Below are 12,830 nucleotides of genomic sequence, written 5' to 3' on the forward strand. Positions count from 1 at the left end.
GGATCAGGAAGGAACGCACATGGCCCGCGGCACCACAGTAACCGGCGATCAGGATCGCGAGAAATCCAAACGTGTGGGCGCGCTGAGTGAACTCTGGCCGTTCCTCAAGCCCTATAAAATCATGGTCGTTCTCGCCGGGATGGCTTTGACGTTGACGGCAACCGTTTCGTTGGTGTTGCCGCTGGCGGTGCGGCGAGTGGTCGATAATTTCGGCACAGAAGATGGCGCTTTGCTTGACAAGTATTTCGCAGCCGCTTTGGCGATTGCCGCGTTGCTCGCGGTGGGCACCGGGTTGCGCTATGCGTTGGTGACCCGTCTGGGCGAAAGAGTTGTGGCTGATATTCGCAAAGCGGTTTTTGCCCGCGTGATTGGCATGAGCCCGGCGTTCTTCGAAAACATCATGACCGGGGAAGTGCTGAGCCGGATCACCACCGATACCACATTGATCCTGTCAGTGATTGGCAGTTCGATCTCAGTCGCGCTGCGCAATGTGTTGATTTTCGGTGGCGGTCTGGTGCTGATGCTACTCACCTCGGCCAAGTTGACTGGGCTGGTGTTGCTGATCGTGCCTGCGGTCGTTATCCCGATTCTGACGCTGGGGCGGCGCTTGCGGGTGCTGAGCCGTGAAAATCAGGACTGGATCGCGGAAAGCTCGGGCACCGCAAGCGAAGCCTTGTTGAGCGTTCAGACCGTGCAGGCATTCACCAACGAAACCGCCGCGCGCCGCGATTTTTCCGATGTGACCGAACGCAGCTATGTCTCGGCGCAGAAGCGGATCACGACGCGGGCGGTGATGACTGTGATCGTGATCTTTCTGGTGTTTTCCGGCGTTGTCGGGGTGCTGTGGATCGGCGCACATGACGTGCGTGCAGGCGGCATGAGCCCAGGGGCTTTGGTGCAGTTTGTGATTTATTCGGTGATGGTCGCAGGGTCGGTTGCGGCGCTGTCCGAAATCTGGGGAGAATTGCAGCGGGCGGCAGGCGCGACCGAGCGGCTGGTCGAGCTGCTGCAGGTCGAGGATGCGGTTACTGATCCCGCTGAGCCCGTGGCGGTGGCCGAGCCGGTCAAGGGACAGATCACCTTTGAGCAGGTCAGCTTCCGCTACCCCTCGCGGCCGAATGTTTCTGCGTTGGACGAGGTCGATCTGGTGATTCAGCCCGGTGAAACCGTGGCGCTGGTTGGCCCCTCGGGGGCAGGCAAAACGACCATCATCCAGACCATTTTGCGGTTTTATGACCCGCAAAAGGGGCGGATCCTGATGGATGGAATACCGCTGGACGCGATGGAGCGGGGGGCGTTCCGTCAGCATATGGCACTGGTGCCGCAGGATCCGGTGATTTTTGCCACAACGGCGCGGGAAAATATCCGGTTTGGGCGACCGGGGGCCAGCGATGCAGAGGTTGAGGTCGCTGCAAAAGCGGCCGCTGCGCATGACTTTATTTTGGCGTTGCCAGAAGGGTATGAGGCGCAGGTGGGCGAACGGGGCGTGATGTTGTCCGGTGGTCAGAAACAACGCATCGCCATCGCCCGCGCTATCCTGCGTGATGCGCCGGTTCTGTTGCTGGATGAAGCCACAAGCGCGCTGGATGCGGAAAGTGAGCGTGCGGTGCAGGCGGCAGTTGATGAACTGGCCAAGACCCGCACTACGATCATTGTTGCGCACCGTCTGGCGACAGTGAAGAAAGCCGACCGGATCATTGTGATGGATGGGGGCCGGGTGGTCGCGCAGGGAACGCACGATGCATTGGTGGCCGAGGGTGGGCTGTACGCGCGTCTGGCGCGGCTGCAATTCACCGACGGCGCAAGCCCGGCTGCGTGATCCATCATGGTACCTGCAACGCGCAGGTATGCCCTTCTGGAAGATTGGGGTCTGCCGGTGGCAGGCCCTTGTTTTTGCCCGATAAAGGACCTTGGGCGCATCTGTCTGCGCAGGCGCTCATTCAGGTGCGTCACATTCCGCAGAATTCCCCCTTGAGTAACGCCGTTGGGCAGCGGAATATTGGCCAAACCACTTAACCTTGGAGGGAAAAGCATGGGACTGTTCAATTTCTGGAAGAAATCCGGTAAAAACGTGGGCGGAGAGCCGACAGCCGAGGCGCTGAAAAAAGAAGTCGCCGATTTGGGTCTGGACACCGAAGGGCTGGAGATCAGCGTTGAGGGAGACAAGGTCAAGGTTTCGGGCGCGGCAGTGACTCCGGAAATGCGCGAGAAGGTCATTCTGGCGGTTGGCAATGTGGACGGTGTCGCAGAGGTTGAAGATGACCATGCCGATGACGTGATCTTTCACACTGTTGAAAAGGGCGATACGCTGTCTGCCGTTGCCAAAAAGACTCTGGGAAAATCCAGCCGCTACATGGAGATTTTCGAGGCGAACAAGCCGATGCTGAGCAGCCCCGACAAGATCTATCCCGGTCAAGTGCTGCGCATTCCGCGCGACGTCGAAGTCTGATCTGCGCCATCGGCGCCGTGATTAGTCGAAAAAGGGCGCCGATGCGCCCTTTTTTGCGTTTTGACGTTGCGCAAGACCGGGGTGCGTTCTCTTGCAACCGGCTGAAAAGCCTTTCACATTGCAGGTGAAGAATATTCGGCTCCGGGAGAGGGCCGCCAGAGGGAGGAGATCACATGGGCTTTGCATCCATTCAGGACACGATCGCAATCGAAAGCGAGATGCCGTGGGAGAAGCGTGATGTGCCGGCCACGCTGTATCAGCTTCTGACCCGGACCAAAGAAAAACATGGCGCGCGCAATGCGGTCAGTTTTCAGCTTTTGAGCGGAGAGAACGACAAGGCCGAGACGCTGAGCTGGAACGAGGTGCACGCGCGCACCTGCCAAGCGGCCAACATGTTCCGCGACCTGGGCATTGGCGAGAACGATGTGGTGGCTTGTGTTCTACCCAATTGCAACGAAACGATCCTTACCATTCTAGGCGGGGCGATTGCGGGGGTCGTGAATCCGGTCAATCCTCTGCTGGAGCCAGAGCAGATTGGTGCCATCCTGCGGGAGACCAAGGCCAAAGTCGTCGTTACGCTCAAAGCGTTCCCCAAAAGTGATGTGGCCCAGAAGACAGCCGAGGCGGTGCGCCATGCCCCCGGTGTTCACACGGTTCTGGAAGTGGACCTAAATCGCTATCTATCCCCGCCTAAACGCTGGATTGTGCCTCTGGTGCGCCCCAAAAATCCCGGAAACCACCACGCTGACGTGAAGGATTTCAACAAGGAATTGCGCAAATATCCGCGTTCGTTGTCCTTTGCCGACGCCACAGGGGATCGGGTCGCGGCCTATTTCCACACCGGGGGCACGACGGGCATGCCCAAAGTGGCGCAGCACCGGTATTCGGGCATCATCTATAACGGCTGGCTGGGCGGCACGCTGCTGTATACGCCGGAAGACAACGTGATTTGTCCGCTGCCGCTGTTCCATGTCTTTGCTTGCCATGTGATCCTGATGGCGGTGGTGTACTCAGGCGCGCATGTCGTGTTTCCAACCCCAGCGGGGTACCGTGGCGACGGGGTGTTCGACAATTTCTGGAAGCTGATCGAGCGTTGGAAAATCAGTTTTGTTATCACCGTGCCAACAGCGATTTCCGCTTTGATGCAGCGCCCGGTGGATGCCGATGTCTCGTCGGTCAAAACTTCGTTCTCCGGCTCGGCGCCGCTGCCGCAAGAGCTGTTCCGCCGCTTCGAGAGCGCGACTGGTGTGACCATCGTGGAGGGATACGGCCTGACAGAAGCGACCTGCTTGGTCTCTGTCAATCCAGTGCAGGGAATGAAGAAAGTCGGCTCGGTCGGGGTTCGTTTCCCCTATTCCGATGTGCGCATTTTGCGCGAAGTGAATGGCGAGCCAGTGGAATGTGCGACGGACGAAGTTGGTGAGATTTGCGTATCAAGCCCCGGGGTTCGGGCGGGGCACACGTATACCGAAGCCGACAAAAACGAAGGTCTGTACCATTTCGGAAAGTACCTGCGCACTGGCGATTTGGGTCGGATCGACGCTGACAACTACATCTGGATCACTGGGCGCGCCAAAGATCTGATTATTCGCGGCGGCCACAATATTGATCCGGCCGAGATCGAAGATGCGTTGCTTGCGCATCACGACGTGGCGTTTGCCGGCGCGATCGGCCAGCCCGATGCCCATGCCGGGGAAATTCCCTGCGCCTATGTCGAACTGATCGAGGGCGGGAAGGTCACGGGCAAGGAATTGCTGGCGCACTGCAAGATCCACGTGCACGAGCGCGCCGCCCAGCCAAAGCATATCGAAGTGCTGGATGGGCTGCCAAAAACAGCAGTGGGCAAGGTTTTCAAACCCGATCTGCGCAAGCGCGCCATTGCGCGGGTCTATAATGCCGCGTTGGCCGAGGCCAAGCTGAACGCACAGGTCGTTTCGGTGGTCGACGACAAGACCCGCGGTCTGGTTGCGCAGGTCCGCAAAACCGGTGTGGTGCATGAAGACGAGGTGGGCCATGTGCTGGGCGCGTTCACACGTCCATGGACATGGGCAGAGTAGGCGTAAAACTGCGCCATTTCATATTTGTGCGGCTTCGCCCTCGCGGTTGGGATCAGGTGTGATCAAGTTAGGATGTCACCCAATCCTCGCTTTCAGATACTCGACCGCGAGCGCGAGAGTGGCTATCTTCGGATAGTCGCTCTCGGGAATATCGACGCCAAGCCGTTGGTGCAAAGCCGTGACGAGGTTGAGAAAGTCCATCGAGTCAATTTCAAGGTCGTCCTGAAGGTGATCGTCTGGGCCAACGCTGTCGGCGTCAATGTCCGGGGCAATTTGGGTCAGCTCTCCGAGGAAGGCTTTGCGGATGTCGGCGTCGGTCATAGGGCCTCCGGTGTCTGCAATGCCGCTTCAATTGCGGCTAGAAATTTGGCGCCGCGACGTCCGTCACTGACACGGTGATCGGCGGACAGCGTAACGATGACCGTCGTGCGGGGCGTGATTGTGTTACCGACGATCCATGGTCGGCGTACCGGCGCGCCGAAGCCGACGATGGCGACCTGCGGTGGATAGATAACAGCCGCCATGGCATCGGCGCCAGCGTCCCCCATTGCCGAGATCGTGATCGTGCCATCAGTCATCTCGGATGAGCGGAGCCGCCCGGTGCGCGCGCGCGCCACGAGGTCTCTCATCTTGGCCATCACATCGTCTAGGGGAAGGGTCTCCGCATCGTGCAGAGCGGGTGCAATGAGCCCGCCGCCCCTGAGGGCGATGGCTACTCCGGCGTGGACGGCGTTGACGGGGTGAAATCCCTCGGCGTCGTAGTTGCCATTCATTTCAGAGATCATGGCGGCCGCAAGTGCGGTGGCCTTGACGAATAGCGCCCCCATCAACAGACGCGCGCCCGGCGTACGCTTGGCGTTGGTTGCGGTAAGCCAGTCGGTGGCGGGTTGCAGGTCGATGGTTTGGGTCAGGTAATAGTGCGGAATTTCGCGTTTCGACCGGGCCATTGCATTGGCGATGGCGATGCGCATTGCGGCCATGTCGAGCCCCGGCTTGGCAGCGGCTTTGGTTGAAGCCACTTGGGAAGGGGCAGGTGTGGCAGCCTCGACATCGGCCAAAAGAACCGCACCGCCGGGGCCCGAGCCTCTGAGCGCTGAGAGCTCGATGCCGCGCTCTGCGGCAAATATACGCGCGGCGGGGGACGAGGGCGGAGTGTCGCCAGGGCGGGGCGCGACCGATATAGGTTCGGACGCTCGTGACGGCGGGGCAGGGGCCGCTTCGAGGGGCTGTGCGGGCGTCAGGGGAATGGCGTTCTCCTCGGGCCGCGTGGTGCGTGGGGTAGGGGCCGCAGGCGTTTCGACAAAAGCCGTGGCTTCCTCGCCTTGGGCGCGGAGCGTGGCAAGGGTCGCTCCAACGGGAAGTGTGGCCCCAAGCTCTGCGTCAAGTCTTTCAACGGTGCCTTCTTCGAAACATTCGATCTCTATCGCGCCCTTTTGGGTTTCGACCACGGCAACCACATCGCCACGTTTCACGATATCGCCTGGCTTGATCATCCACTCGATAAGCGTGCCCGCCTCCATATCGGCACCGAGCGAGGGCATTGTAAAAGCGCCCATGACCTCAGGCCTTTCCCAGCGTCGCTTTTGCGGCGCTGACAATGGCGGAAATCTGCGGGATCGCCGCGTCTTCCAGATGCTTCGGATAAGGGATCGGCACTTCGGCCGAGCAGACCCGACCAACCGGCGCATCAAGTCGCCAGAAGACACCTTCGGTGATCCGCGCCGAGACTTCGGCCGCAAGCGAACCCGAGCGCCAGCCTTCATCCACCACCACCGCACGGCGCGTGCGGGCGACCGAAGTCAAGATCGTCTCATCGTCGAGAGGGCGCAACGTGCGCAGGTCAATGACCTCGGCTTCGATACCGTCCTTGGCAAGCTCCTCTGCTGCCTCCAGCGTCTTGAACAACGAGCCGCCGTAGGTGATCAGTGTCAGATCCGTGCCCGGGCGGCGGATGGCGGCCTTTTCGATGTCCACCGCGCCTGCGTTCGTGGCGATCTGACCCGACATGTTGTAGAGCATGACGTTCTCGAAGATCAGCACCGGGTCCGGGTCGTTGAGCGCCGTCAACAGCATGCCGTGCGCATCTTCCAGCGTGGCGGGGGCCAGAACCCTCAGCCCCGGAATGTGCGCATACCACCCCTCAAGCGAATGCGAGTGCTGCGCGGCAAGCTGTTTGCCCGCGCCAGTGGCCATGCGGATCACCACAGGGGCCCCAAACTGGCCACCCGACATGTGACGGAGGGTGGCGGCGGTGTTCAGGATCTGATCCAGCGCCAGCATCGAGAAATTAACGGTCATCAGCTCCACGATCGGGCGCATGCCCGCTGCCGCTGCGCCGATGCCTGCGCCGGTGAAACCAGATTCCGAAAGCGGCGTGTCGCGGATGCGGTCTTCGCCGAATTCGGCCATCAGCCCCTTGGAAACTGCATAGCAGCCGCCATAGGCGCCGACGTCCTCGCCCATTAAGAAGACACGGTCGTCACTTGTCATCGCCTCGCGGATCGATTGCTTCACTGCCTCGCGATAGGTCATTTCGACATATTCGACCGGCGTCGGCGCAACAGAGGGCGCGGCGGGGCGTTCTTGCGCCATGACGTGTTTTGTCAGGGTCTCGACCGGTTCCCATGCGCCCGTTTCGGCGAACGCCACGGCTTCTGCGATCTCTGCGTCGATCTCGGCCTCGAACTTGCCGATGTCCTCAGCATGGATAAGGCCGTTTTCCAGAAGCCAAGCTTGGAACCGCACGATCGGGCCCTTCTTGCGCCAATTTTCTACTTCCGCCTTGTCGCGGTAAAGCTGGGCGTCGAACATCGAATGCGGGCGGAAGCGATAGGTGCGCGCCTCAAGGAAATAGGGGCGGCCGGTTCGCCTGATCTGCTCAACCGCGCGACGGGTTGCGGCCTCCATCGCGACCACATCCATTCCGTCGATAGCTTCCGATTCAATGCCATAGGCGGCGGCCTTGGCGTGGATGTCGATCTGCGACTCGGTGCGGGCCAGCGCCGAACCCATCGCGTATCCATTGTTTTCGCAGACAAAGAGAACGGGCAAGTCCCAAAGCTCGGCAAGGTTCATCGCCTCGTGGAACTCACCTTCAGCAACCGCGCCTTCGCCAAAGAAACAGGAGGTGATATTTGCATCGCCACGCATTTTATCAGCAAGCGCCAGACCCGCAGCGAGCGGCAGACCGCCGCCGACAATGGCATTGCCACCGTAAAAATTGGCCCCCGCGTCGAACAAGTGCATCGAACCGCCACGACCGCCCGAACAGCCGTTGGTCTTGCCATACATCTCGGCTAGGATCGGCCCCATTGGGATGCCACGCGCCAAGGCGTGGCCGTGCTCGCGGTAGGTGGCCACAATACGGTCGGCTGGTCCAAGCACCGGGATCACGCCCACGGCGACCGCCTCTTCACCGTCGTAAAGGTGCAGGAAGCCCCGAATTTTTTCGCGCGTGTAAAGTTCTGCGCATTTGTCCTCGAAGCGACGGATGCGGATCATACCCTTGAGCAGGTCGCGGACATGCGCACGCGTCAGATGTGGCTTGATCTCGGTATTCATTTCTCGTCCGCCTCCAGCGTGGAAATATCGCCTTCTGGCAGTCCGAGTTCTCGGGCCTTGAGCAGGCGGCGCATGATCTTGCCAGAGCGGGTCTTGGGCAATTGTTTGCGAAAAACAATCTCGCGCGGGGCAACTGCGGCGCCAAGCTTTTTGCGCGCAAACCCCCGAATGCTCCGCTCCAACTCGGCGGACACCTCGAAGCCGGGATTCAGCGCCACATAGGCTTTCACCACCTCGCCCGCCGTTTCATCTGGGATGCCGATGACAGCGGCCTCGGCCACCGCCTCGTGTTCGATCAAGGCGCTTTCCACCTCGAAGGGGCCAATCAGGTGGCCGGAGGACTTGATCAGGTCATCGGCGCGACCAACGAACCAGAAAACGCCGTCCTTGTCCTGCATGGCAAGGTCGCCTGAAAGGTACCAGCCATCAACGAAACATTTATCATACCGAGCCTTCTCGTGGAGATAAGCGCGCATCAACGACGGCCAGCCGGGACGCAGCGCCAACTCGCCGATCTCGCCGGGCTTGCAGTTGCGTAAACTATCGCCCTCCTGCGCAACGATCCCGGCCTCAATACCGGGAAGAGGCCTTCCCATTGACCCCGGGCGGATGTCCATGTCGGCGGTGTTGGCGATCATGATGCCGCCGGTCTCAGTCTGCCACCAGTTGTCGTGGAAGGGATGCCCAAAGACCTCTTGCCCCCAAAGAACACCCTCGGGGTTGAGCGGTTCGCCCACACTGGCCAGAAAGCGCAGGTGGGAGAAGTCATAGCCCTGCGCCGCCTTCTTGCCAGCACGCATCAGCATGCGGATGGCGGTTGGGGCCGTATACCAGACTTGGACCTTTTCATTTTGCAGAATGCCGTACCAGCGCTCAAGGTCGAACTCTGCCTCGTCAACGATCATTGTGACCCGGTTCACCAAGGGCGAAATGATGCCATAAGATGTTCCCGTGACCCAGCCGGGGTCGGCGGTGCACCAGTAAATATCGCCCGGTTTAAGGTCGAGAGCGAAGCGGCCCGTGGCCGCATGGGCAATAACGGCGCCATGGACGTGGACCGCGCCCTTCGGGCGACCCGTCGTGCCCGAGGTAAAGTGGATCAATGCCATGTCGTCTGCCGTCGTCATCGCCGTTTCGAACTGATCTGAAGCCGCAGCCATCGCCGGGCGCAGCGCCACGCAGCCCTCGGGCGCAGGGGCGTCATCAAGGATGAGTATAAGTCGTAGCGAAGGAAGGTCACGGATCCAACTGGCGACTTTCTTGCGATAGAGCGCTGCAGTCGTGACAAGGACATTGCCTTCGCCGATCTCCATCCGCGCCTTGATCGGCTCGGGGCCGAATGCGGCAAAGAGCGGGGTGAAGGTCATCCCTGCTTTTAACGTACCAAGGGCGGCGGCATAAAGCTCGGGCACCCGGCCCATCAGCGCGTAAACACGGGCTCCCGGCGCCAACCCGTGTTGAGCCAATACGTTGGCGAAGCGCGCCGCATCAGCAGAAAGTTCGGCATAGGTAAGGTCGCGCCGGTCGTTGTCTTTCCCTAGCCAACGGATCGCAACCTGCCCCCCGTGGCCTGCCGCGACATGCCGGTCAAGCGCCTCATGCGCGATGTTTAGCCCGCCGTCTGGCAACCCGTCCAACGTGGCGCGGGCCTGTTCCCAAGTGAACGCGGCGCGCACCTGATCGGTAAGGTTCGCCGCTGCACGGGTGAAAACGTCCTTGAATATTATCGGCCAAGTCATGATCCACTCCCCCATTGTTAGCCTATTCAGCGGGGAGCCGTGGCACCTTGACGTAGGTCAAGAACCGGCATTGTTGTCAACTGATCACCGAGTACCCGGCCGCAAACCGGACGCTGACGTGGGCAGAAAATTGCAGCCTGCTGATCTTCGACACGAAGGCGGTTAGCGATATCGAAACGGAAGCAACGCTATTCAGAATTTGAGGACAGGTGGCATTGAACGCGCAGAAAGGCGAAGACAGGAGCAGCGGGCTGGAGCCGTTTCGGGGGGGCATCTATCTGGTGCCGTGGGTTTGCACGCAAGTGGCTTGCCTTTGAAGCATCAGAGCGAGATGGGCTGGGACACACGCAAGGTGCTGTCGTGGCGGCTCTCAAACACGCTGCATGCTGAGTTCTGTGTCGATGCAATGAATGCGGCCACCTACAAGTCTGGTCCGACCGAGATTGTGAACACAGATCAGGGCCGCCAGTGCACGCCCTGTATGCGGCAGGAACGGTCGTGGCGATCAGGCCCCGACTATCAATGGGTGGAGTACCGGTCCTCGACAATATCTTTATGGAACGGCTCTGGAGACTCCCGAAGTATGAATGCGTCAATCGAACGATTTGGGAAACCGGGGTAGAGGCCAGGGCCGGTGCAAATATAACTGCTCAACCTACGCCAGATATTGTCCAACATTTGCGGAGTAGCTCAGACGTCGAGCGACAACACAGTTTGTTGTCAGTCGATACCGTTTGCTTGTTCCATTAGCGCGCGGATATGACGAGAGAAAATCCAAGTGGTGGGCCCCCCTATCGCAGAGCCAAGGATCATCGACCACGTTGCTGACAAAACCGGCAACCCGACCCAAGAGCCGATCAGAGAGGCAAAGAAGACATTTACCGACATGGCTCCAGCGCCGAAGGGGAAGAGCAACAGGGCAATTTTAGCCACGGACATGCTCCGCTGGTTCATGATCGCCGGACCAGCCGATGCACCGCCCAAAGCGCGGCGACCAGAGCCAGCGAGGCCAGTGCGAACCAGAATTCAGCGGTTGCGGATTGAGCTTGTGGGACCGGACGATCGAAGGTGTTGGCCAAGACCGTACCGGGAAAAACAGTTATGATCATGGATAGGATGCGCATGGGCTATGTCTCCTGTGTGAGCGAACGATAGATGTCAGGCAGCGCGCGCGTGAGGCGCTGCGGCTGTGGGAGCAGGGAAAAACTGCCTCGGCCAAAAATGCGGGCGAACCAATCTTGCCCGTCCTCGTCAATGATGACGCCGTGGACGGTTTGCCCGGCTCTGCGGGCCTCGCGGATGGCCATGTGGCTGTCTTCTATGCCGTGCTGACCCTCGTAGTGATCCAGATCATTGGGTTTGCCATCCGTCAGAATGATAAGCAGTTTCCGCGCGGCCGACTCTTCTGCCAGCAGCGCGGACGTGTGCCTGACCGCAGCCCCAAGCCGCGTATAGTGCCCGGGCCTGAGCGCGCAGATATTGTTGATGATCTCGGGGGACATCGGGGTTTCGAACCCCTTGCAGCGGGTCATGAACACACGGTCGCGTCGCAGTGACGAAAATCCCCATATGCCCAGACGGTCGCCGCTGGCGTCGATCCCGGTGGCAAGAGCGGCCAGCGCATCGCGGGCCACGTCGATGACGCTGGTATCGCCCACGGCGGCCTCGGTCGAGCGTGAGGTGTCAACGAGGAAGGCGACCGCAAGGTCACGCTCGATCTGACGGGCGCTTTGATAGATCCGGTCACTGGTGCGGCCCGTCGCACGAAGCTCGACCTGAGCGGCGATCAACGCGTCAAGGTCCAACTCGGCCCCGTCGATCTGCCGCGGGCGTAGGATACGGCGCGGGCGCAGTGCTTCGAACTGTCGGCGCACCTCACGGATGTGGCGGGCGTTGGGACGGAAACCGGAGGACGGGTCGGGATGCGCGTCGGTTTCCAGCACGCGGCAATGGTCGTCCATGTAGGCACGTGTGCGGTGGTTCCATTCAGGGTAAGTGAAGCTGCCGGCAAGCCGCTCGTGTTCGGCATCAGTGGGCGACAGGTCAAGGTGCATCCGCAGCCGCGTGGCGGTACGGCGATCATGCTTGGACAGGGTGATGTTGTCTTGATCTTCGGCGGCCTTCTGGGCGTGCTCATCGTCATTGTCATCGACGCTGCGGTTGATGTTCATGCTCTCGACCCAACTCAGGATCGACTCAAACCGGTGCATGATAAAGCTGTCCTTGCGGTTGGCCTCTGACGCGTCCTTGCGCAGCCCGATTTTGCGGGTTGTCGTGGCCGCCCCGGTAGGTGGCGCCTGGGCGTCGTCCTTGATGTCGTCTGCTGCGGCGCCCGAGCCGGGGGAACTGAAACGCAGCCATACCGGCACAGGTGCAAACGGCAGATAGCCGCGTATTTGCGGTGATGGCTCCGTACCCTCTAAGCTGTGACCATTGAGTTGGTTCCGGATCATCTGTTCCAAGGCGGCCTCGTCCGCAGGGCGGATCACGTGCGGCCGCATCAGCAAGGCTTGCGCACAGAGCCTCGCATGGGCCTCGCGCAGGCCCGGGCAGGCGGCCCACGCGCGGTCGGCGGCGTCGGTGTTGGCTCTAACCTGGGCGCGATCGGCGGCGCGAGGATTTTCCTCCACGTCTGGAACTGCAACAGTCAACGCCGCGAGAGCTGTGAGCCACAGATAAGCCGCCTTGTTCAATGCGCGGCTGTCGAAACAATCGAAACGCGGCGGGAGTCGCAGGCGCTCACCATCGAAACTGGGCACATGCTGTGTTTCGCATCCGGTGCCGATGCGGCGTTTCACGGGGCGACGGTGGTCGCAGGGCACTGCGGGAGCCTCGACAATTTCAACGCCTGCACTTCCACCCAAGGCGCGGAACAGGACCGACAGGCTTGGGCGCAGCGCGGCAAGATCAACCGCCGCATCCTCGAAAACGGGTCGCGCGCCGATCCCGCTGGCATAGTCGTGCCAGAGTTTGCCGACGGTTTCCTCCGGCTCCATCAGGTCAAGAAAATGCAAGGCCATGGCG

The 12,830-nt window shown here is 60.7% G+C and carries 10 protein-coding genes; 3 read left to right on the plus strand and 7 right to left on the minus strand.

Features of this window, described 5'->3' with window-relative positions; translation table 11 throughout:
* Positions 1–19 precede the first annotated feature (19 nt).
* The 3 genes from BSF79_RS11485 (at position 20) to BSF79_RS11495 (ending at position 4,506) form a co-directional block, all read left to right on the plus strand.
* Complete coding sequence (locus BSF79_RS11485) at positions 20–1,819, plus strand: ABC transporter transmembrane domain-containing protein (protein WP_090270033.1); 1,800 nt, start codon at positions 20–22, stop codon at positions 1,817–1,819.
* Between the two features lie 213 nt (positions 1,820–2,032).
* Positions 2,033–2,449, plus strand: coding sequence for a peptidoglycan-binding protein LysM (gene lysM, locus BSF79_RS11490; protein ID WP_090270034.1), 417 nt, complete (start codon positions 2,033–2,035; stop codon positions 2,447–2,449).
* A 173-nt stretch (positions 2,450–2,622) separates the two neighbouring features.
* Positions 2,623–4,506 carry an acyl-CoA synthetase gene (locus tag BSF79_RS11495; protein ID WP_090270035.1) on the plus strand — a complete coding sequence of 628 codons (1,884 nt, stop codon included), beginning with the start codon at positions 2,623–2,625 and terminating at the stop codon, positions 4,504–4,506.
* A 75-nt stretch (positions 4,507–4,581) separates the two neighbouring features.
* Here BSF79_RS11495 and BSF79_RS11500 read toward each other — a convergent pair whose 3' ends face one another.
* From BSF79_RS11500 to BSF79_RS11530, 7 genes are all read right to left on the minus strand, one after another.
* Entirely contained in the window at positions 4,582–4,827 is a 246-nt protein-coding gene (locus tag BSF79_RS11500; RefSeq protein WP_090270036.1) for an acyl carrier protein, read from the minus strand.
* A complete protein-coding gene (locus BSF79_RS11505) occupies positions 4,824–6,062 on the minus strand; it encodes a dihydrolipoamide acetyltransferase family protein (RefSeq protein ID WP_090270037.1) in 1,239 nt (412 codons plus the stop codon). Before BSF79_RS11505 ends, BSF79_RS11500 begins: the two co-directional genes overlap by 4 nt.
* Before the next feature lie 4 nt (positions 6,063–6,066).
* The gene (gene pdhA / locus BSF79_RS11510; protein ID WP_090270038.1) at positions 6,067–8,067 is read right to left on the minus strand and encodes a pyruvate dehydrogenase (acetyl-transferring) E1 component subunit alpha; all 2,001 of its coding nucleotides are present in this window, start codon (positions 8,065–8,067) and stop codon (positions 6,067–6,069) included.
* Positions 8,064–9,806 carry an acetate--CoA ligase gene (gene acsA, locus BSF79_RS11515; RefSeq protein ID WP_090270039.1) on the minus strand — a complete coding sequence of 581 codons (1,743 nt, stop codon included), beginning with the start codon at positions 9,804–9,806 and terminating at the stop codon, positions 8,064–8,066. The genes pdhA and acsA overlap by 4 nt, the downstream gene beginning before the upstream one ends.
* A gap of 720 nt (positions 9,807–10,526) precedes the next feature.
* Positions 10,527–10,745, minus strand: coding sequence for an NnrT protein (locus BSF79_RS11520; RefSeq protein ID WP_425443240.1), 219 nt, complete (start codon positions 10,743–10,745; stop codon positions 10,527–10,529).
* Between the two features lie 11 nt (positions 10,746–10,756).
* The gene (locus BSF79_RS11525; protein ID WP_090270041.1) at positions 10,757–10,930 is read right to left on the minus strand and encodes a protein NnrT; all 174 of its coding nucleotides are present in this window, start codon (positions 10,928–10,930) and stop codon (positions 10,757–10,759) included.
* Between the two features lie 3 nt (positions 10,931–10,933).
* Positions 10,934–12,826, minus strand: coding sequence for a nitric oxide reductase activation protein NorD (locus BSF79_RS11530; protein WP_090270042.1), 1,893 nt, complete (start codon positions 12,824–12,826; stop codon positions 10,934–10,936).
* Positions 12,827–12,830 lie beyond the last annotated feature (4 nt).

The sequence above is a fragment of the Thalassovita taeanensis genome, assembly GCF_900110775.1.
In the GTDB taxonomy this organism is placed as follows: Bacteria; Pseudomonadota; Alphaproteobacteria; order Rhodobacterales; family Rhodobacteraceae; genus Litorimicrobium; species Litorimicrobium taeanense.